We start from the raw sequence: 21,718 nt of genomic DNA on the forward strand, positions 1-21,718 counted from the left end.
AAGGGTTTTATAAATATTCTGCAATAAAGTGTAGATTTCATTAAAAAAAAGCAGATGCCCATTAGTTTTACTAATGGATATCTGCTTTCAATTTGAGTACTTTTAAAAGTACAAATTATACTTTATACTTTATTTTTTTAATTCTTGAACTCCAGTTACTTTACTTGTATCATCCATTTTAAATGTAGATTTAGCTTCATCTGTAGTAAAATATACATTTCCGTCTACTGTAGCATCTTTTAACTGAAAGTTGCTTGCTGTTACATAAAGGTCACCTTTGAAAGTTCCATGTTCTATGCTTCCTGCAGGACTACTAAAAGTTAATTTTGGAGCAGTTAAAGTGAATCTAGCTGTTACTGCATGTTTATCATCTTGTGTATATAGACCTATTTTACGTTGTGCAACTGCTGGTTCTTTGGTGTTTTTAAAATCACCCTCAACTACAAGATCTTTATCAATAGTTAAATCCTTAAGCGTTGCTATAATCCATGTACCTTTACTACTTATTGCATTTTCGAAAGCTACTTGATCATTTACTAATGAAGCTGTTGTTACTACATCAGTTTTTTCTGGTTCTTTTGTTGCTTCTTCTTTAGCGCCACATCCTACTAATAAAGTAGCACCTACAGCTAGTGATAGTATTATTGCTTTAATTTTCATACGAATCTCCCCCTCATTTCTTTTATTAACATGTCAAATTATTGATCAATTTCAGTATATCACATGTGATAAAAATATAACAAGGTGATATGCATATACAAAATGAACAAAATTAATAGCTCATAATTTGTAGTATTTGAAATGAAATTATAATGTATTAGCATTTAAAATAAAAACATTTATTTCATAGCCTTCACATGTATACCGTTTTATTTTATGTCAATAATTTTAATGTGTGATTGCAATTGAAAGGAGCATATTAATGAAAAATAATGTTAAATTAATAAATGATGATACTCTAGTTAAAGAATATATAGAAAGAGGCAAAGGACTTTTTAATGATGGAAAAATTGAAAAAGCATTCAAAGAATTTAATAAAGCTATTTTCCTTAATAATAAATATTCGCAAGCCTATTTTGTAAAAGCTCAAGCTCATATTGAGATGTACGAAGCTTACGAAGCGGAAAAATGCATGAATAAATATTTAAAGGAAGTTCCAAGTGATCCAAAAGCTTACTGGAAGTTAATTGATATAAACGATTTAACTGGTGACTTTGATAAATGCATTTACTATTGTGAAAAGCTTCTTGAAATCTATGAAAACAATGCAATCCTATATTTAAAGAAGGCAGGGTTTTTAGCACTTCTTAATGATTTTAAAGAAGCTTTAGACTGCTTTGATAAATGCCTAAAACTAAGTCCTGATTTTTATGATGCACTATGCGGTAAAGCCAGCGCGCTACTCTCACTACGTAATAAAAAAGAAGCTCTTGAAGTATATAATAAAGCCATTGAAATTGATAGTACTAAAAGTGTCGCCTATTTTGGAAAGTCTGAAGTATACATGGCTATGGGAGATAGTATAAGTGCTTTAATCTTTGCAGAAAAAGCATATGAAATAGAACCTGAAAATGAATGGTATAAATGTCACTTTAACACATTAAAAAATATGTACATAGGGTTTAAATCATCACCTTCGGTGCTGTAATTTCGCTTAATAATAAAATGCTCCCACTTATAAAGTGAGAGCATTTTACTATTTACATAGTCTTACTATTTCTTGTATTTTTCTTAAATGATTGTCATAGTCGGCTACAACACCTTCTACTTCACTCATTAGACTAGTATCCAACTCCTTATTCTGCTCTATAAATTTATTGCCTTGCTTTATTCCCATTTCCATAGCATCTATTGCATGCTCGCATACTTCCAAATCAGTATTTACGGGTATAAGTTTAATTTTCTCAAAAAAATCTGCCATAGTCCCCATTATTCCAAGAGTATCGGAAGCATTACCACCTAACTTTTCTATCCTATTGGTAATTGCCTCTTCATGTGTTTTAAATGATTCTATAATTTGAACTAGTTCATTTTTAAGCTTTGGCTCTTTAGCTTTATGCAGATAATCTTTAAAAGTAGTACCTCCCATGTGTATTCCTTTTAAGAATTTATTCATTGCTTTTACATCCTTATTTACATCCATAATCTCACCTCAGTTTATTGTGAGCATTAGCTGTTTGCTTTATACATAATTATTTACTTGAATGTCCCTTAACCTCCAATTACATCAATTGGATCGGTTTTTCGAAGTTCCTTAATAGGTGCAATTAAGCTTAAAAATGATACAATTATTGGTATAAACGACGCTACCCCTGCACCAGAAATGCTCCACAAAGGAATAAATTTACCAGTTGGATAAAGTACAGTTAAATTCAAAATAAAAGCTATAAGCGTAGTTAATAGTATTCCACCTATATATCCAAGTAAACATACCGTAGCGTTTTCCTTCCAAAGTTTAAAATAAAGGGTACTTTTTTTATAACCTATAGCTAATAATACTCCAAATTCGTATTTTCGATTAAGGAAGTTAATGTAATTCAAATTTCCAAGTGATATACATAGCACTACTATTATTATCATATTAAGCATAAATGATAAACTATTCATAGGCCTTAGAATTTCATCCAGTTGCGTTGAAAGACTGTAATAATCCCTAATCAAAATACTTTTAGGTGTACTTTTAGATAAATAATTAATTAAATTTTTATCTTTTATATTTTTAACCGAAAATGCTATAGAGTGCTTCATTACTGCACTTCTAAGAATATTATTCTTATTATCGCTGACTACCGCCAGCATTACTGGACCATCTGTAATTCCTGACACTTTAAATTTGCCTTCTATTTGGTAGCTTGCGGATATCTCTGAGCCAATATAATCTCCTGTTTTTAATTTGTTTTGCAGAGCATATTTTTCGGGAATAATGATTTCATTCTTATTGGTCCTAGGAAGTCTACCTTGAATTAGTTTCATATCAAGGGTAGTAAGAACCCTCGATATATCCTTTTCATAAAAATTTAAAACCTCTATAGACATTGAACCCAAAAAGCCACTATATTGAAGAGAACCATACTCACCAATTAGAGGCACAATATACCCTACATTATTATCATTAGTTATTTTGTCTAAGTAATCTTTGGGAATAGGATCTTCATTATTGCTAGACACTGTTGTGTATTTACTAAAAATATTAGTCGCTGTTATCTTTGTTAGCTCAATAGTACTTTTATTTATTAGTGAATAAAAATAAATTAGTAAAACACCCACCATTATAGACATTAGTATTGGCAATATTTTAAAAGTATTATTCTTAATATACTTAAAGGCTGATAGCGGATTCATTACATCCCTCCATTCCTCTTTTTTTAATTGAGGTAACAGCCCCATCCCATATATTAATTATATCATCTGCATTTTCAAGTATGGAAGCATCATGTGTTACAACAATAACTAAGGCATTATTTTTATATGCGTCTAGTAGCTTCATTACTTCCCTTGCACTAGAATGATCTAAAGATGCAGTAATCTCATCACCAAAAATTACTTTAGGGTCATTTATAAGTGCTCTAGCAATTGCAGCCTTTTGTCTTTGTCCACCAGATAATTGATGGGGCTTTTTGTTTGCCAAATGCTCAATGCCAAGCTTTTTTAATAAACCCAAAGCTTTTTCTTTTGCACGAGTACTATTGTCATTTATTGGTGTTAATACATTATCTATTACGCTCATATAATCTATAAGAAAATGCCTTTGGAAAATAAACCCAAAATCTTTACGCCTAAGCTCTGTACTTTTAGAAATAGATAATTCATTAAATTTCATATTATTGTAACTTATGATGCCTGATGATGGAATTTTAAGTCCTGCTAATGAATATAGCAATGAACTTTTACCGCTACCAGATGGTCCCATTATGCCTATTAACCTGTTTTCTTCCAATGAAAGATTAATATTTCTTAAAGCATATGTCTGAACCTCTTTTCCAATATCATATATCAAATTTAAATTTTCTACTTTAAATAACATAATGATTCACTCCTTTTTTATATTCCTTCTATCATTACTATAGGATCTAGCTTACTTATCATTCTGTTTACAGGTATTAATGTAAATAATGTTGTAAATAGTGGTATATAAATTGCCATATATAAAGCTTTTGAAGAATAGTGTACTGAAACCCCTCCAACCGCTCCAAATGTTCCATCATTTATTAAGATAGAAGACAACCATCCTAAAATTAGCCCTAGAGTAAATCCTAGTAGATTTACAATAAACACTTCCCAAAATACCTTCTTCATTAGTTCCACCTTGGTATACCCCATGGCATTTAAGATACCAAGTTCCTGTTTTCTACTAAAAAATTCTACATATTTAGAGCTTCCAGCGGAAATAACCATTACTATAATCGCAAGTATACAAATCATATCTAATGTACGCATTATAGATGCTATTTCATTATAAAGTTTAATTATTCCACTTAAAGTCATCACTGTTACCTCCTTTTTAGGGAAACTTAGTAGCAGTTTATCCACATCTTTTACTTTATTGTCCTTTGGAAAAACTAATATCGATTTTTCCGCTGTAATTGTATCCTTGGTATTTATTTTGGCTATATTAATGTTATAAGGCATAAATGATAAATACGCATCGCCTTCAACTATTCCTACCACTGTATACTCACCATTTAAGGCATCATTTTTATCAATAGAATTCCCTATTTTATCCCCGATCTTTACATTTTTATTTTTTGATATTCTATAATCTAGTGCCACTTCTTTATGATTTTCCAGTGGTAGTCTTCCTTCCTTTAATGTTATGTTGTGTTTTTTCATAACATATTCTATATTTTCAGGTCGTATACCTAAAATGGGAGCATTGGTTGAACTTCCGGGTATATCATAGCGTGTTTGATATGAAACAAATGGGATTATATTTTCTACATTAGAGTTGTCTTTAAGTGTCCTCATGATACTTTCTGGTATTGGTTTGTCTTTCCCCATACTTTGCACTGTCATATGATTTTTATATTGGTTTACATTTAGCTCTTGCATTGAGTCTCCTATAGATTTTACAAAGGTCTGGAAAATATATAAAAATGAAACGGCCACTAATATTGATATGGTAGAAGTAATAAGTTTTTTCTTGTTATTTTTACAATAACTTAAAGATGATAAAGGTTTCATTTTACTAACTCCTTTCATAGCATGTTTTTTATAATTACCTTCTAATAAAATAATACCAATTTTAGGAGTAATATAAAAGTAACCCTGGTCACAAAATAAAATGACCAGGGTTACTTTTTTAATGTATATCTATTCCAAAAGTAAATCCTTAATATATATCGCCGCTGATGTTCTATCAGAAATGCCTATTTTACTATATAGATTACTTACATAGTTTTTTACTGTTCCACCAGATATGTATAATGAAGATGCAATTTGCTTATTGGTAAAACCCTGAGATAGCATTTTTGCAATTTCAATTTCTTTTTCTGAAAGTCCAAAAGAACTTAATAATTTAGCTTCACGATTCTTAATATTTTTTTGATTGTCATTACTGTACTCTTTGACTATTTTACCAGCAAGCACTATAGCAATTTTAGAGGGCAATATAAAAGCACCCGTGTACGCATCCTTCACCGCTTTTATAAGTCCATCCCCTTCTATATCCTTCAAAATATAACCAGTTGCACCATTGCTTAAAGCTTTAACAATGAATTCTTCATCATCAAAGGTTGTAAGAATAAGTATCATTATATTAGGGAATTTTTCCTTTATTAATTTGGTGCATTGTACTCCATCCATATTTGGCATTCTTATATCCATTAACACCACCTGAGGTTTAGTTTCAGAGCATAATTCTAGTGCCTCCACCCCATCTTTTGCAAGGGCCACTACTTCTATATTTTCCTCTAGTTCAAGTATTGTCTTAAGTCCATCCCTCATAAGGGTTTGATCATCTGCAATTAACACTCTTATTTTGTCCATAAAAGCCTCCCCCAAAAATAAAGCATTTAATATTATTACATTTTTCTAAAAGTTATTGAAGGCAAGCTTTAGAATAAGAAAGTGTAATGAGAAGTTCTAAGCCCTCTTGCACATCAGAATTAATGTCAAAGCTTCCTTCTAAGTCATAAACTCTATCTCGCATAGCGCGAAGCCCGAATCCGTAGTTTAATGTACCTGCACCTTCGCCATTATCTTCAAGAGAAAAACATACTTTATCATCTTTTTTTATAAGTTTAAACAAAAAAGCATTACTTTTACCATGACGAATCCCATTGGTAAGCCCCTCTAATAGAGAAGATAAAATTACATTTTTCGCTTGTTTATTAAAATTTAATGAAGAGTCTATTTCAGTTTTAATTACAACCCCTGAGTGTAATTGAGTATCCTTAATGAGCGCTTCTAATGAAGGATAAAACTCCAGTAATTCATCACCTTTTTCAAGCACCCGGACAGAGGTACGAATATCATTAAGACCCTTTCTCACTTGACTTTGTGCTAAGCAAAGTTTCTCTTTTGATAAATTCGAATTCACCTTCATCAGCCTTTTGCTAGCCTCTATTTCTACTAATACAGTGGTTAATGTATGCCCCACTGTATCATGAATTTCCCGTGCTATCTTATTTCTCTCTTTAATAATAGTCATCATCTCTAACTTTTCATATGCATCCTTTAAATTCATATATATGCATTCTTTTTCTAATTTCTCCATAGTTATTTCATTTAAAGAGACTTCAATTATTTCTGCTTGCTTTAATAAATATCTCACAAGGAAAAACATCAAATAAATCATAGAAAAAATTGATAGACTTAAAAGTATTTTCACAATGATACTTGCAAATTCAAAATCCACCATAATACTTAAAGTTACGCAGTAAAGTACAAATGAAAAAATTGAAGCAATTATACCAAATGCTAATTTGAAATTTAGAACAATATCTTCCAACATAAAATAATATAAACATAAAGATAGATGAGAGTTATCATTTAGATTAAGTGTAAATATAAATATAAAATCTATTATTAAAGAAAAACAACTTAAATTTTTATGATTTTCACTATCATATATGAAAAACACTCTAATAGTGTAAGATGTTAAAAATAAGAAGGTTAAAGTAATAATTAACAATTGATTTTCAGCGTTATAAAGTGCAGTTATTAAAAATATCCCAGTAAATAGTATATAATTAATAATCAGTAAAATGTCCTTAATCTTATTTTTCATAAAATACCTCATAAATTTAAAATAGTATTATTACCTAACTTTACAATAAAAAGAATTTATAATCAAGTTTTACTCTTTCATTTCAAACAATCCAAATATCTCTTCCTCACTTAAGGCTGCAAAACCTTCGCCGCCAGATAGTTCATCCCCCATAAGCTCTGATATAAGCTTTTTCTTCTCTTCTTGAAGTGACAGAATTTTTTCCTCAATTGTGCCCTTAGCTATAATTTTTATAACACTCACCACATTCTTTTGCCCTATTCTATGAGCCCTATCAGTTGCCTGCTCTTCTACTGCTGGATTCCACCAAGGATCAAAGTGAATTACTACATCTGCAGAAGTTAAATTTAGGCCTGTGCCTCCAGCCTTTAAGCTTATTAAAAATACAGAATTTTCGCCATCATTGAAGTCTTTTACCAAATTTATTCTCTTCTCTGACAGCACTGATCCATCCAAGTAACTAAAAGCTATTCTCTCTACTACAAGTCTTTTTTGTATATTCTTAAGAACAGAGGTGAATTGAGAGAAAACAAGCACTCTATGCCCCTCCTCTATACTCTTATGAAGTTGTTCCACTAGAGCTTCTATTTTTGCGCTATCACCACTATAATCATCCATGAGTACTGTTGGATCTAAACATATTTGTCTTAACTTTGTTATATACGAAAGTATCTCTATTTTACTATTTTTAAACTCATCATTTTTCACCTTCTTTTCAATAAGTTCCATTGCATGATTTGCATAGGTTTTATAAACTTTCTTTTGCTCCTCCTCTAAACTTACTATTAGCGTTTTTTCTATTTTATCAGGTAATTCCTTTAAAACATCTTTTTTCAGACGCCTTAAAATAAAAGGTTTTATAAGCCTATTTAAATCTTCTAATATCTCCGGACTCTCCTTAAGCTTTTTATGGTATCTTACACTAAATCTCTTTTGATCATATAGGTATCCTGGCATTATAAAATCAAATATAGACCATAAATCCATAAGAGAATTTTCTATTGGTGTACCGGATAGTGCAAATCTTGTCTTCGCCCTTATCTCCTTCACAGCTATTGCATTTTGAGAGTTTGGATTTTTTATATTTTGAGCTTCATCTAGTATGCAATAATCAAACTCTAATACCTTGTAACTTTCCAAGTCCCTCTTTAATAGGTTATAGGTAGTTATAATCACATCATAATTTTCTATATTATTTATTATTTCTTCTCGCGCGTCCTTTAACCCATTAACCGCAGCAACCTTTAACCTAGGTGCAAACTTTTCAAACTCGCTTATCCAATTATATATTAGGGATGTAGGTGCTACAATTAAAGTCTTACTTCCCTTACTTGCTAATATAAAAGTAATAGCTTGAATAGTTTTACCAAGACCCATTTCGTCTCCTAAAATCCCACCAAACCCTAAATAATCTAATGTTTTAAACCAATTATATCCGATCTTTTGATACTCTCTTAATTTTCCTTTTAAATCAACTGGTTCTTTAAAATTCAATTTTTCAATATTCTTAATCTTATCTCTTACCTCTTTTAATTCTTTTTTTCCTTTTATATATCTAATGTTATTTTCCTTTAAATAACCATCTAGGAAAATACCTTTGCTTTTAGATATTTCAATATGATTATTATCACTATCAGATGGTGTAATCACATCTAAGAGCTTTAAGAATTTATTAAGCTCTAATTCCTCCAAATCAAGATACTCACCACTTTTCAGCTTATAATACTTAAGACTATTTCTAAAGGCTCTTAGTATATTTGTAGTCTCTTGCGGCTTAATATCCCCTATTTTGAAATCCATTTCAAAATAATTGTATTTTCCGCTTTTAATATCTCCACTAATACCCTTAGCACCTAAGGATTTTATACCTTTAAAGTTTTCGGAGTAATATACTTCTCCTATTTCTTGAAGTCTCCCAATATCACTTTTAAAAAATTTGAATATATAGTCCTCTCCCTTTAAGAAATAAAACTTATTTCTTATCTCCTGAAAACCTAAAACTTTTAGAATTGATATAACCTGAGCTTCCTTTTTATAATCCCTATATACTATTTTTTCAAGGCAATCCTCAAAGATATTAAACTGAAAAGTTCCATACTTTACTTTTAATGTTAGAGTAATATCTTTCCCCTCCTGATTAAAGTAGAAACTAAACTCGCACTTACCCATTACTATTTTATCTTTTATAGCCTTAGATAAAACAACACTCGGTGACAATAAATTAAGATCAGGAATCAGCCTTCTTAATATATTCTCCTCCTCAAATCTTGTAATAGTTACGACCTTTGCCTCATTAAAAACTTGAAGGTACGGACTTATCTTATAACAAAACTCATAATCTGGAATATATATATTTGTTCCATACAAGAAAACATCATTCTTAGATCCTAAAGATGCTGGCATTCCGCTTGAAGATTTAAGTACATAATTATCCTTTATTATTTTTAAATCAAAATCTAGGGGTGGAGACTCATATAAAATTTCTGTATCCACAGGTCTATAAAAAAAGCCATCATTTAAATAGACTCTATGCTTAGTTATAATCTCAAAAAATTCCCTAGTTAAATATTTAGGAATATTTATGTTTTTTCCATCTACATACAGGCCTTCACGTCTGTTAACTTGCCTCCTAGTTCCCTCCATGGTCTTTAACATTTCAATAAAATCAATAAGCCTTTTATCCTTTGTGCTCAATCTTTGATTTTCCATATTAAAAGTAAAATTTTTGCTATAGTTTATAGGAATATTATTATAATACCCTAATAAAAAGTGGTTAATATCCTTTAAAACATAAAGATTACTTGCGCTCATAGAGCCTAACCCTATTTTAAACTCAGCCGTAAGGTCGCTCGTCCACTGATTTTTATTTATGTACACCTCTATTTTAATTTCATCCTTATGTTTTTCATCTCCTAAAAGCATAGATAGTACATTGTTACTATTTTTAAATATATCTGGGTTTATAACATCATCCTCTCTTAAAAGAGGGTGATCAGCTAAATCCCCTAATGCTTTATAAAATGTTGCCACTAAATGTTTGCAACAATAATTTTCTTTTTTGAACTCATTGTTTTCAAAATCAGAACAGCTACAGAAGGTAGTAAAAATACTTCTTCGAACTGCATCCATCTCAATTTTCGTGTGATATTCATTAAAAAGCTTCTCTGAAATCACATTTCCATCTATACATATTAATTTATCTTCATTAGTAATATCTATAGAAGAAACCAAATCATTATTAAGGACCCTTTGCCCACTCGCATGATTTTTACCACTGGTTCCTTCATTAAATATTTGTAATATCATATCTTCTTTCAACATATTTTCTCCCTAGTTCTTAAGTTTTATATTCTTTTAATTATACCACAAGGGACATTCAAGTAAATAATAAGTCAGTATACTAGTCTATTTTCATGCCCCTAAACGCAGAAAGAACATAAAACTTGCGTTCTATGTTCTTTTTAAATGTATACTGCAATTTAAAGCACATTTAATCATCTCCTGCGGAGCTGAAATATTAATGTTTAGCCTTCTTAATAGGTACTATAATCCTATCAAATAAATCTTTATTTTCATTTACTTTAGTTTCACTACCGACAACACAATGTAAATTCTGTTTTTTTACAGCGTCCAATAGATCCACAAAGTCTCTTACGTCACCCGCTGTAGTAGATAACACCTCATCACGTAGCTTTTGAATATCAGCTTGAGTAGTTCCTGTAAAATACATATTATCCCCCATTAGACCTTTAGAAGATGGCCCTGCTAAAGAATCCATACTTCCTATTGTTCCTATTATATAATTAGTCATCTCTTTTTCACTCACTTTAAAGTTTTTTAAAAATTTCACAGCATCATCAAATGTGTTTAATGTCTCCTTTAAATTTGGATCGCGGTAAGAATAGAACAATACTTCATCCTTTCCAAAGCTCATAGCCCCACCATATGCACCGCCTTTTACTCTAAGTTCCTGCCATAAATAATCACTATTTAAAATATTTTCAAGAACCTTCATATGTCCATTATAGTTGTACCCTGCTTTTTTAAAACACCCAGCCTTAACTACATATTGCACTTGAGATGGAATTACAAAAGCCTCATTCTTTTTTGAAAAATCAAATTCATATTTTTGCTTAGGAAATTTTTTTTCCTTAATTCTTTCACCTAATTTATTTAGACTAATAATAAATTCTTCATAATTTTTTTCATCTCCAGTGTAAGTTACAACCAATTCCTCTTTGTTAAATACAATATCTTTAACATCATTTAAATTTTTTACCGTTTCTTCAAATTTCACATCAAAATTATCATCCAAATCACAAATAAAATCGTAGTAAGGTAAATAATCCAAATCAGTATACTTACCACTATCTGATAAATAGGACAATGTACGTTTTATTGCAATTCTGTTACCTTCATTAACAAACATAGATTCATAATTCACTCTTATTTTTTTAATTAAATCTTTCATACGCTCCTTATCATCAAACTTACTATGATTCATTATTTCATCTAGTAGTTCCAAGGAATTTGGTAATGCACTATTAATAGCATTTACTGAAACACTCATTTTAGGAGAGTATTTATTACTATCAGTATTATTTTTAAATGATGTTGAATTAAATCCAATTCCACCAGTATACTTCATCATTTTATTTGAAAGTTGCATAATATTATATTTTTCAGTACTAACATTTCCTAAAACACTCGCAAGTAATTTCAAATATAATACTTTGTTTTGGGGCACCTTTGAACTGTCAAAATATAAATTAGAATAAGTAATTCCATTAGTGAACATAGGGTGACTTAATACTTTTATACCTCCTTCTAATTTTTCTATTGTTGGAATTTCTTCTGATTTTAAATTTATATCCTTAAGTGTAAGTGTTGGTATTTTAGATAAATTTTCTTTTGAATCCGATGTTCTCTGCCACTTTTTTAATTCTTCTGCGTCTTTCTTAATTGTAGCTAATTCAATTTGTGATAGTGATTTTTTATACTCTGAAAGTTTCTTTTTTAACATTTCTTCTTTTATCTCATTTAATCCACTAGAAGGTTTTAAAACAACTAATGAATTATTTTCATTATCTAATAAATATTTTTGCACTAATTTTTCAAAATACCCATCAGATATCTTAGATTTTATTTTATTAAGTGCTGGGGTAATTTCTAGATATTCTGTAGGACTCACATCATAATTCCAGCAATTTAAAGCTGAAGACATGTAATTCATGCCTCTGTTAGCATCTGAATTTTGAGTACGCAAACTAAGTTCTACAGCAGTGAATACTGAATTTACTAATTCTTTATCAAACCCCTCTTTTACCACTTGTTTTAAAGCATCATCAACAAGACTTTTAAATTTATATTTTTCTGATTCATTTGCATTGGTAGCAATTATACTGAAAGTTGGTTGCTTAGTTGATGGATTAAAACTCGCATAAACATTCGTTCCAATACCATTATTTAATAAGGTTTTCCTTAGAGGTGAAGCTTTAGTATTCAAAAGGATTTCTTGCAAAATTTGAAAACCTAAAACATTTTCTACATCTGTTACCTTATCGATCATATAGTTAGATGATAGGTATGACATATTTGCTGTGCCTGCACCTTTAGCCACAGGATACAAAGCTGTTTTTTCAACTTTTTTTTCATGGTTTTTCTGTAATTTAATTTTACTATCCACAGTTGTTTTTTTAAATTTACTTAGATAATTATCATTCATAAATTTTAATGTATGTTCAATATCCAATTTCCCATATAAATATATAGAACTATTTGATGGAACATAATATTTTTTATATGTTTCCATAAATTTGTCGTAGGTTAAGTCAGGAATATTATCTGGATTACCTCCAGATTCAAAACTGTATGAATTTTCATTAAAAAGCGATTGGTTAATAGTATTTGATAAAATTACCTCTGGCGAAGAATTATTCCCTTTCATTTCATTGTATACTATTCCATTATAATTTAACTCTCCTGTTTTACTATTAACCTCGTAATGCCAACCTTCTTGTTTAAGTATCTTAGGATTTTTAGATATGTTTGGATAAAATACTGCATCCATGTATACACTCATCAAATTATCAAAATCCTTTTCATTCTTACTTGCTACTGGATACATTGTAAAATCTGGCCCTGTAAAAGCATTTATAAACGTACTTAGTGATTGCTTAGTCATAATTAAAAATGGATCTTTAACAGGATACTTCTTTGAACCACATAAAACTGAATGCTCAATAATGTGGTTAACACCAGTGTTATCATTCACTGGTGTACGGAAACTTACTGAAAATACTTTGTTTTCATCCTCATTTTGTAAATAAATCAGTTTGGCTCCACTTTTAATATGCTTAAATATCATGGCAGTTGAGTGTATATCGGAAAGCCATTTTTTAGATTCTAACTTAAATCCTGATATACTTTCTCCTGTTTTTAAATCTTTCTTAACGCTTATAGCTGGCAAAGAATTACTTAATTGTACCGGCATCGTTTGCGCACCTTGTGTAACTTGCGTACCAAGTACGACTTGCGTACCAAGTACGACACTACTGAAGCTATTAAATAATAATCCAATTGCCACCAATATAGGAGTTATTTTTGTGAACCTCTTCATTTGATTCCCCCTTAGCTATAAAATTTTTAATTATTATTTTTTATGTTATAAGTAGTATGTTTTATTTACAACATTCAATGCATTAATTATTGTATATCCTAAATTTAACTTAGGAATAATTAAAAAAACAACTATAAAATTAAAATTTTACAACTAAAAAAAAACTCACTTTTCAGTGAGTTTTTTTATAAAGATACATTTATTTGTTTTTATGCAGAAAGTTCTTGTTTTGCTTCCTCTTCTACATTTTTCTTTAAGCTTACAGCAGGTTCACTTGGCAATTTGAAATGGGGTATAAATCTATCCAAGCCTGTTAATGTAAGAATTAATAATGAAAATACTGCTACCATAGCCATGAAGTTATATTTTATTATATCAATTGGAGCAAATTTGTATAATGGATAAACTGCAGAGGCTATCCCTACATAAAATCCGATATATACGTGCCATGGAATAAGTTGCGATCCAAATACTCCAAGTGAACTTCCAAAAGTAGCATTTCTAAGCCGTAGCGTATATAAGTCTTCTTTACTACCTTCTACGTTGTCTTCAAGAAGATTTTTAATTATTGGTCCAACTGTTACAATTTGAGCCATTTCATCTGCTAATGCTGCATTTCCAAGAATTGAAAGCATACCGTTCCAAAACATAAGTTGTTTTATGTTGCATGAAATTTTTGATACTAATCTTGACAATGGTGCAAATGCATTTATTTTACCCATTATACCGGCAAAAGCTCCAATCCACATCATCATTACTATTACCCATGAACCTGCATCTGCGAATCCTTTTTTCATTAATTCTAAAAATTGAGGTATGTCTGTTATTGTTCCAGCTGTTAACCCAAGGATTAAAGATGTTATTATTCCAAGTCCTAAACAAGCAAGTGTTGGCATTCCTTTTACTGCAACTACAAGTACAACTAATAGTGGAATAATCATATAAACTGGAACTCCAGTTTTAACTTGATTTAATAGTACCACTGCTGATGGTTTAGCTGCTTCAAGGGATTTCCACACACCTTCTGGAATTTGGTCTATTGCTTGGGCTGAACTTCCAACTATTGTTGGAAGTTTCATTAACAGACTTACAAAGTAAAAAATACCTGCTGTTATTACTAAAGTTATAAGAGCCCATACTCCTTGATGCTTTATTCTATCAGTAACATCAACATTTTGAATACCTGAACTTACAACAGTTGTATCTGAAATAAGTCCTATATTATCTCCAAAACAAGCTCCTCCTGCAATAGCGGCTGTAGTAAGCATTATATTTCCACCTGTTATATGATTTAGCCATAGGAAAATTGGAGCACAAGCTGCAAATGTTCCCCATGAAGATCCTGTTGCAATCGAAAGAACAGATGTTACTAAAAGGCCTGTAACTGCTACTGTTCTACCCGTTATTCCAAGCGTAAGTGCTAAATTAATTATCGCAGCTCCAACACCTGTTGCCATAAATGCTTCTGCTAGTGCGTATGCTAGCATTAGTATAAAAAAAACTAATTGCATTTCTTTTACGTTTTCCACAGCAGAATCAACAATATCATTAAATTTGAACTTACAAGTTATTGCAGCTATTATAGCTGCGTAAATTACTGAAATTGGAGCTGCAATTAATGCATCCATTCTGGACATCATTAATCCGGCCATTAAAAATACTGGTGATAGTTTTAATAAATTCATTAAACATATATGCTACTCAAAATATGGTCAAATATATTCACTAAGAAATTAATAATTTTGTTTGCGCAGTTTTTTTAATATATATACAATTATAAATTAAATTTTCGTGCATTAATAATTACTGCTGAATAATTTGCGAGTAGCTCCCCCTTTCGATATTTTTTTAAAACTTCAACAAAATTCCATAATAAAAATCATCAATTAAGAAATATTATTTCTAAATTTTGAGAAAGGTTTAAATTTTTCTTATGTGATTTTTGATCATACACATTAGTGTGTCATTTTAAACTTTCATATTTCCTTGAAAGTTTTCTTTGATTAGGTATTAGATTTCTACTATAGTTTTACATGGCAGAAATCATTATTTAAAACTTTTGCAATTTATATAAATGTATAACGATTACATTGCAAGTTATAAAAAATAAATATATAACGATTACACTATAAGTTACAAAAAATAAATAATCTAAATATAAGTTTTAATTTGATTCATTTAATATGATCACAAAACAAGCATAAAAGTGTATATTATTTCATCATATACACTTTATTTATAAGTTCTTTATTTCTACTATAACCAGTATATAATACTATTTAATATAAATCAATTGAATTTATTTAAATTGAACATTTAGCTATCAATTATATCTTCTCTCTTGAATGTTGATAAAAATATAAACACTATCAATAAATATTGATAGTGTTTATATTTTTTATAATTTACCTTTCTACAACTTAAATTCCCCTACTATTAAATCAAGTATTTCTGAAACGCCTTTTAATTTTTCTGATTCTTGTGCTACATTCTCCATTCCCATAACTTGCTCTTGAACACTTGCACTAACCTGCTGCGTAGCTGCAGCTGCTGATTCTGAGACAATAGAAATATCATGTACAGCCTCTAAAACTATATTTTTATTTTCATTTACCGTTTTAACATTATTACTTAGCTCATCTATTTGTAAGACTGTATCCTTCATAGAAGACTTAATAAAGGTAAACGCATTTTCTGCTATCTCCATAGCCTTATTTGCTTCAATATTTATATTTAATGCATTATCCATGTTAGCTTTAGTTCCACTTATTTCATTTTGAATTTCCTCCACTAAACTACTTATTTCATTAGTTTCATTAGCCGTTTGTTCAGCTAATTTTCTAATTTCATCGGCTACTACAGCAAATCCTTTTCCACTTTCACCAGCTCTTGCAGCTTCTATAGCAGCATTTAGTGCAAGCAAGTTAGTCTGTTTTGCTATAGCTTGTATAGTATTTATAATTTGTCCAATAAAACTTGATTTATTGGAGAGAAGATTTATATTAGTCTCTAGTTCCCCTATCGCTTCATCATTTTCCTTAAACTTGCGTGAAAGTAATTCCATAGATTTTATGCCCTTACTATTTATATCATCAGTTTTATTAAAGTATTCTTTAACTAAATTAGCACTACTTACAGCATTATCAATTTCCATTGCAAAACTTGCAAGCTTTTCAGTTGCAATTATGGAATTTCTGGCCTGCGTAGAAGCCCCCTCAGCTAAATTATCTACCGTTTGTGAAATTTCGTTTATGGTTTGTGCGCTTTCATTTGTGGCCTCGGATAAATTGTTAGAAGCCTCATTAACTTCTCCTGAACTCTCTTTAATTGCTGTACTTATTTGCCTTAGAGAATTTCTAAGCTCTGCTACAGATTTTGCCATAACACCTATTTCATTCTTATTTTTTATCATTATTTCATTATTTTTATCATAAGTTAAATCAAGTTTTGTAGTCTTTTTAACGATTTCTGAAATATCCAGTATAGGATCAGACAGCTTTTTACCTATCAAATATGCTAGTCCAAATGATACTATCACTGAGATTAAAATTACAACCCCAAAAGATATTATTAACATTCTTAATGGTTTTCTAATCTCACTAACTGGAATAGCAAATCCTACTTTCCATTTAGCTGATGGAATATCAGTAATAGCAAAATATTTATTTTCTCCATCATAATCCTTTAAATTATTAACTTCAGTAATTTTATCTTTTTTATTAACAACAATTTTATTAAGACTTCCGTTCATAATTGTCGCTAAATTTTTAATTTCATCCTTAGTTGCTTGAAAATCCTTATTGCGATGAACAATAATATTATTTTCATTATCTAAGAGAAAAGCATAACTATTATCAATAGGTTTTGCTTTTCCAACTATATCTGTAAGATATGCTACACTTATATCGGCTGCAGCTACTCCTACAACTTTTCCATCTTTCTTTATGCTTTTAGCTATAGTTATAACCATCTTATTTGAGTCTTTATCAACATATGGTTTTGTATAAATTGCTTTGTCACTGTCTGTCGCTGACTTGTACCAATCTGTTTGTGTACAATCATACCCGTCTGTAGGCGCCCATTCACTAGCAGATAACATTACTTTATTTGTATATCCTATATATAAATCTATACTATTTTCTAAATTTACTGCCTGTCTATTTTTCAAATAATCTACTATTTGTTTGTTGTTGTAATTACTATTAAATTCTATAGAGCCTGCAGTATCCTCCATCAAATTGCCTTGAATCGATAACCAGCTGTCAATTATGCTTGAATACTTCTCACTAGTTGCTATTAGGTTACTTGTAGCTTCCTTTAATATTAATTTATTAGAAATTAAATATGTTGTAAATGTAGAAAAACATAGTACCCCTATTACTATTAAACATATAAATGCTGTAATCCTAGTTTTAATACTTTTCACTCTTCGATTCCCCCTCTTTATTGTCAATTTAATCATCTTCTTCGAAGCTTTAATCATCTTCTTCGAAGCTTTAATCATCTTCTTCGAAGCTTTAATCATCTTCTTCGAAGCTTTAATCATCTTCTTCGAAGCTTTAATCATCTTCTTCGAAGCTTTAATCATCTTCTTCGAAGCTGTAATCATCTTCTTCAAAGCTTTAATCATCTTCTTCAAAGCTTTAATCATCTTCTTCAAAGCTTTAATCATCTTCTTCGAAGCCGCTCATCACCTGCGGCGCTGCAATGTTAACGTCTTCAGAAGGAGATTTATACTCCCACTGAATTTTTATCTTTGTTACAGTATAGGACCCCCACTTATAGAAGTGGGATACTTTCCTTCTGAAATGTCCTTAAACAGATTCTCCATTTAACATATCAATCATCTCTTTCTTTTCCCTCGTAAACCTATTGTATACACTTTTTTTTATCGCCTGTGAACTATCTCTAAAGTAAACGTTAACTTTTTGACGTTCATTATATAAATCATTTATGATATTGCTATCACTATTATTTAAATTAATTTTAGAGAACACAGATAAAGTTCCTCCTACACCATGTTGAACCGCTGTAGACAATAAACTTTCCTTTAAAGCATTACTTTTTGTGCTTATATCAAACCCATATTTTGATTTTAAATCTTGTGCTGCTGTATCATAATAATTTTGTTTTATAGAATCTTGCTGCAGTTTCAAAAATTTCTCTTTATTATTTAAAGCAATACTAGACCATGCAGCATCAAAATTTTCACCAAAGCTATTACCATCTTTAGCTTTTGCCTCTGATAGCTTTAAATAAAACTCCTTATCTTTTGTACTAAGTGAATTGATAAAGGAATCTAAAGAACCTGTTTTAGATGAAAACTGCCACGCCCCATAGGACTTCCCACCATAATCTCCTGAATTATTACTTATTGTTCCTGGATTAACATTAGATTCATATTTAGCAGATGTAGATCCGAGCCCAGTGAATTTATTAGATGTATCTTCACTGGTATCATTTGATAATGCTTGCGTCGCATCTCTCATATTTGAACTAAAATTGCCTATGGAACCCAAAGAATCATCTAAACTAAAAAAATCTTGCTTTGCTAAAGCAGTCGACATAAGCTCTGCCATCATTGAATTACCTGAGCTATCCATCATTTTTATAAGCATTGTTTGAAAAGCTGATTCCTGCATTGCTTTTTCATGTTCAACATCATTATTGCTTTTATCAGAAATCATATTGTCATTTTTAGTTTTAGATATATATTGATTTAACAATGTATTATTAATCATATTTGTAGATAATGCCATCACTATCACCCATTTTTTATAAATTTTTTCTATATACTATTATCGTCTACTTTTAAAAAAACTTTATAATTATAATTAAATATTAAGGATAAAAGCAAAATATTAGCATATATTAAAGTAATAATATATAATCAAAATATATAATTTGTATGCAGTGTGCTTATTTATGTATTAACGATTATAATGTATTGTTATAGTGGTTAATTAATATGTAATTCTATAAAGGGTGAGTAATATGCAGAATGAAATCGATTATGTAAAAATTGGAAATCGAATTAGAATTGAACGTGAAAAATTTGATATGACAAGAGAGAAATTATCAGAAATTTTAAATATTTCCCCTTATTTTTTAGGACAAATTGAAAGAGGGGAAAGGAAAATGAGCATCAATACATTGATAAACCTTTCTGAATGTTTACATATTTCGATAGATTATTTATTTTTTGAACTAGTGAATAATAATGCTAATAATAATGCTTTATATTCATTAATAGATAAATGTACAGAAAAGGAAGTCAAAGTTATTGAAGGGCTTATAAAGTTGTTATTACCACACCTTGCAAGGTAAAAGTATTGATAACCAATGTTTCATAAAAAAAACGGGCTAACAATATTTATACGCTGTTAGCTCATTTTTTATTTTTCTTTTTTCATATATACTAACTATTAATTAATTAAATTTAGTTATGAAGTCAATTAATTTTATATAATAAATTTGGGGAGTGTTTATGGAGAAAAAAATTACCAGGTCTTTACATGAAGAGAAACTTAAAACCCGCATTAATTCATTGAGGGAAGTTTTAAATGAACTTTGCTGTACAACTGATGGACCTGAAGCGAATATGAAAAAATTAAATGTGAGTTGCCAATTGGATGAACTTATAGTTGAATATATGAATATAACAAAAAAATAATTATACCAAATAATAAGAAGCTACCTCATGTAGCTTCTTTTTATTACTAAAAATTCTAAAACGCTTATAATGTTTTTTCCAATTTTCATACTCTTTTGTCATTTTTTAAAATGACATATTATATATCGCCTCTTCCAAAATTGTTAATTATATTTCTCCTATTATAACATTTCCTTTATTTGTTTTTATTGTTTTAAAGTGCTATTATTAATGTATATACATTAATGAAGGGGGAATTAAATTGAACACAATGAAAGAATTCACTTTTGAGCCTCGTTATTTAAGTTTCGCTGTTATAAATGATGTAACTGTAGGAAATAAAATATTGAATGATCTTATTATAGATGAAGAAACTTGTTTAGGTCATAGACAGGTAGGTAGCAGAAGTTATCACATCTTCTATTTCAAGAATGACCGTTTTTCCGTTTATTATCATAAAGGTGGAATAGACGCAATGTACTCATCTAAATCACTAGATGTAGTTTTAGCTTATGTGAATAATCTAAAACCAGAGGATTTTGAGTAACCAAATACAAATAATATATCATAAAATGAAGTATGACTGGAGATGGAATAATGAGCATTAAAAATATTACAACACTAGCAGATACAAAGTATTTAAAACTTTATAATGCAGAGTATACCAATAAAAATGGAATATCTAGAAATTGGACCATAGCTTCTAGAAAAGATTTAGCTACATTAAAAAATAATTATTTTAATGGCACCGAGGACAATATAGATGCTGTTATAATAGTATCTACTCATATAGATGAAGATAAATTAGTGGTTATAAAGCAATTTAGGGTTCCTCTTAATGATTACGTTTATGAAATACCTGCTGGGCTTATAGATCGTGGAGAGGTCTTTGAAACTACTGTAAGACGTGAACTAAAGGAAGAAACAGGACTTGATTTGATTCAAATTGATTATGATAAGACCAAATCTAAGGCATATATATCAACAGGTATGACAGATGAGTCCGCAGCCTTAGTTTATTGTACTTGCTCTGGTGAAGTGTCGAAAGATTATTTAGAACCAGATGAGGATATTGAAGTTATGTTATTATCCAAGGAAGAAGCTAAGATTTTAATTAGTTCTAATGAGAAGATAGATATTAAGGCTTTTCTTGCAATACAAAACTTTATAGGTTAGATGTTGTTAAATAAAAAAGCCAGCAGAATAAATTAATTTATTC

At 29.8% G+C, this 21,718-nt stretch carries 17 protein-coding genes; 5 read left to right on the forward strand and 12 right to left on the reverse strand.

Annotated elements, in window-relative coordinates; genetic code table 11:
- Positions 1-129 precede the first annotated feature (129 nt).
- The gene (locus tag ACWJJ7_RS07245; protein ID WP_462964576.1) at positions 130-660 is read right to left on the reverse strand and encodes a hypothetical protein; all 531 of its coding nucleotides are present in this window, start codon (positions 658-660) and stop codon (positions 130-132) included.
- A gap of 262 nt (positions 661-922) precedes the next feature.
- On the opposite strand from ACWJJ7_RS07245, the gene ACWJJ7_RS07250 reads away from it, so the two are divergent.
- Positions 923-1,648, forward strand: a complete 726-nt coding sequence (locus ACWJJ7_RS07250) for a tetratricopeptide repeat protein (protein ID WP_462964577.1) — start codon at positions 923-925, stop codon at positions 1,646-1,648.
- Between the two features lie 48 nt (positions 1,649-1,696).
- On the opposite strand, the gene ACWJJ7_RS07255 is transcribed toward ACWJJ7_RS07250, so the two are convergent.
- The 11 genes from ACWJJ7_RS07255 to ACWJJ7_RS07305 all read right to left on the reverse strand — a co-directional run bounded on the left by ACWJJ7_RS07255 (position 1,697) and on the right by ACWJJ7_RS07305 (position 19,606).
- Positions 1,697-2,143, reverse strand: a complete 447-nt coding sequence (locus ACWJJ7_RS07255; RefSeq protein WP_462964578.1) for a DUF2383 domain-containing protein — start codon at positions 2,141-2,143, stop codon at positions 1,697-1,699.
- A gap of 68 nt (positions 2,144-2,211) precedes the next feature.
- Positions 2,212-3,342 (reverse strand): ABC transporter permease, encoded by a 1,131-nt coding sequence (locus tag ACWJJ7_RS07260; RefSeq protein WP_462964579.1) that lies wholly within the window; start codon positions 3,340-3,342, stop codon positions 2,212-2,214.
- On the reverse strand, positions 3,320-4,024 hold the full coding sequence (locus tag ACWJJ7_RS07265) for an ABC transporter ATP-binding protein (protein ID WP_462964580.1): 705 nt from the start codon (positions 4,022-4,024) through the stop codon (positions 3,320-3,322). Before ACWJJ7_RS07265 ends, ACWJJ7_RS07260 begins: the two co-directional genes overlap by 23 nt.
- Before the next feature lie 17 nt (positions 4,025-4,041).
- Entirely contained in the window at positions 4,042-5,181 is a 1,140-nt protein-coding gene (locus ACWJJ7_RS07270; RefSeq protein ID WP_462964581.1) for an ABC transporter permease, read from the reverse strand.
- A 129-nt stretch (positions 5,182-5,310) separates the two neighbouring features.
- Positions 5,311-5,985, reverse strand: coding sequence for a response regulator (locus tag ACWJJ7_RS07275; RefSeq protein WP_462964582.1), 675 nt, complete (start codon positions 5,983-5,985; stop codon positions 5,311-5,313).
- Positions 5,986-6,037: 52 nt separating this feature from the next.
- Positions 6,038-7,228: a sensor histidine kinase gene (locus ACWJJ7_RS07280; RefSeq protein ID WP_462964583.1), complete on the reverse strand. Its 1,191-nt coding sequence runs from the start codon at positions 7,226-7,228 to the stop codon at positions 6,038-6,040.
- 69 nt (positions 7,229-7,297) lie between these two features.
- Positions 7,298-10,549 carry a DEAD/DEAH box helicase gene (locus ACWJJ7_RS07285; protein ID WP_462964584.1) on the reverse strand — a complete coding sequence of 1,084 codons (3,252 nt, stop codon included), beginning with the start codon at positions 10,547-10,549 and terminating at the stop codon, positions 7,298-7,300.
- 196 nt (positions 10,550-10,745) lie between these two features.
- Positions 10,746-13,847 carry an insulinase family protein gene (locus tag ACWJJ7_RS07290; protein WP_462964585.1) on the reverse strand — a complete coding sequence of 1,034 codons (3,102 nt, stop codon included), beginning with the start codon at positions 13,845-13,847 and terminating at the stop codon, positions 10,746-10,748.
- 209 nt (positions 13,848-14,056) lie between these two features.
- Entirely contained in the window at positions 14,057-15,532 is a 1,476-nt protein-coding gene (locus tag ACWJJ7_RS07295) for a Na+/H+ antiporter NhaC family protein (RefSeq protein WP_462964586.1), read from the reverse strand.
- 728 nt (positions 15,533-16,260) lie between these two features.
- On the reverse strand, positions 16,261-18,498 hold the full coding sequence (locus tag ACWJJ7_RS07300; protein WP_462964957.1) for a methyl-accepting chemotaxis protein: 2,238 nt from the start codon (positions 18,496-18,498) through the stop codon (positions 16,261-16,263).
- Between the two features lie 163 nt (positions 18,499-18,661).
- A complete protein-coding gene (locus ACWJJ7_RS07305) occupies positions 18,662-19,606 on the reverse strand; it encodes a VgrG-related protein (RefSeq protein ID WP_462964587.1) in 945 nt (314 codons plus the stop codon).
- Positions 19,607-19,841: 235 nt separating this feature from the next.
- On the opposite strand from ACWJJ7_RS07305, the gene ACWJJ7_RS07310 reads away from it, so the two are divergent.
- From ACWJJ7_RS07310 to ACWJJ7_RS07325, 4 genes are all read left to right on the forward strand, one after another.
- Positions 19,842-20,174: a helix-turn-helix domain-containing protein gene (locus tag ACWJJ7_RS07310; RefSeq protein ID WP_462964588.1), complete on the forward strand. Its 333-nt coding sequence runs from the start codon at positions 19,842-19,844 to the stop codon at positions 20,172-20,174.
- 160 nt (positions 20,175-20,334) lie between these two features.
- Positions 20,335-20,520, forward strand: coding sequence for an aspartyl-phosphate phosphatase Spo0E family protein (locus ACWJJ7_RS07315; RefSeq protein WP_462964589.1), 186 nt, complete (start codon positions 20,335-20,337; stop codon positions 20,518-20,520).
- A gap of 250 nt (positions 20,521-20,770) precedes the next feature.
- Entirely contained in the window at positions 20,771-21,046 is a 276-nt protein-coding gene (locus tag ACWJJ7_RS07320) for a hypothetical protein (RefSeq protein WP_462964958.1), read from the forward strand.
- A gap of 50 nt (positions 21,047-21,096) precedes the next feature.
- Entirely contained in the window at positions 21,097-21,675 is a 579-nt protein-coding gene (locus ACWJJ7_RS07325; protein ID WP_462964590.1) for an NUDIX hydrolase, read from the forward strand.
- Positions 21,676-21,718: the final 43 nt, after the last annotated feature.

It is taken from the genome of Clostridium sp. CM042, from assembly GCF_055080995.1.

What these genes read in the sequence shown, in the direction of transcription:
- ACWJJ7_RS07285 (WP_462964584.1), bottom strand. Translation starts at nt 10,549, where the DNA reads ATGTTGAAAGAAGATATGATATTACAAATATTTAATGAAGGAACCAGT.
- ACWJJ7_RS07325 (WP_462964590.1), top strand. Translation starts at nt 21,097, where the DNA reads ATGAGCATTAAAAATATTACAACACTAGCAGATACAAAGTATTTAAAA.
- ACWJJ7_RS07315 (WP_462964589.1), top strand. Translation starts at nt 20,335, where the DNA reads ATGGAGAAAAAAATTACCAGGTCTTTACATGAAGAGAAACTTAAAACC.
- ACWJJ7_RS07260 (WP_462964579.1), bottom strand. Translation starts at nt 3,342, where the DNA reads ATGAATCCGCTATCAGCCTTTAAGTATATTAAGAATAATACTTTTAAA.
- ACWJJ7_RS07300 (WP_462964957.1), bottom strand. Translation starts at nt 18,498, where the DNA reads ATGATTAAAGCTTTGAAGAAGATGATTAAAGCTTTGAAGAAGATGATT.
- ACWJJ7_RS07245 (WP_462964576.1), bottom strand. Translation starts at nt 660, where the DNA reads ATGAAAATTAAAGCAATAATACTATCACTAGCTGTAGGTGCTACTTTA.
- ACWJJ7_RS07275 (WP_462964582.1), bottom strand. Translation starts at nt 5,985, where the DNA reads ATGGACAAAATAAGAGTGTTAATTGCAGATGATCAAACCCTTATGAGG.
- ACWJJ7_RS07270 (WP_462964581.1), bottom strand. Translation starts at nt 5,181, where the DNA reads ATGAAACCTTTATCATCTTTAAGTTATTGTAAAAATAACAAGAAAAAA.
- ACWJJ7_RS07305 (WP_462964587.1), bottom strand. Translation starts at nt 19,606, where the DNA reads ATGGCATTATCTACAAATATGATTAATAATACATTGTTAAATCAATAT.
- ACWJJ7_RS07250 (WP_462964577.1), top strand. Translation starts at nt 923, where the DNA reads ATGAAAAATAATGTTAAATTAATAAATGATGATACTCTAGTTAAAGAA.
- ACWJJ7_RS07255 (WP_462964578.1), bottom strand. Translation starts at nt 2,143, where the DNA reads ATGGATGTAAATAAGGATGTAAAAGCAATGAATAAATTCTTAAAAGGA.
- ACWJJ7_RS07280 (WP_462964583.1), bottom strand. Translation starts at nt 7,228, where the DNA reads ATGAAAAATAAGATTAAGGACATTTTACTGATTATTAATTATATACTA.
- ACWJJ7_RS07320 (WP_462964958.1), top strand. Translation starts at nt 20,771, where the DNA reads ATGAAAGAATTCACTTTTGAGCCTCGTTATTTAAGTTTCGCTGTTATA.
- ACWJJ7_RS07265 (WP_462964580.1), bottom strand. Translation starts at nt 4,024, where the DNA reads ATGTTATTTAAAGTAGAAAATTTAAATTTGATATATGATATTGGAAAA.
- ACWJJ7_RS07290 (WP_462964585.1), bottom strand. Translation starts at nt 13,847, where the DNA reads ATGAAGAGGTTCACAAAAATAACTCCTATATTGGTGGCAATTGGATTA.
- ACWJJ7_RS07310 (WP_462964588.1), top strand. Translation starts at nt 19,842, where the DNA reads ATGCAGAATGAAATCGATTATGTAAAAATTGGAAATCGAATTAGAATT.
- ACWJJ7_RS07295 (WP_462964586.1), bottom strand. Translation starts at nt 15,532, where the DNA reads ATGAATTTATTAAAACTATCACCAGTATTTTTAATGGCCGGATTAATG.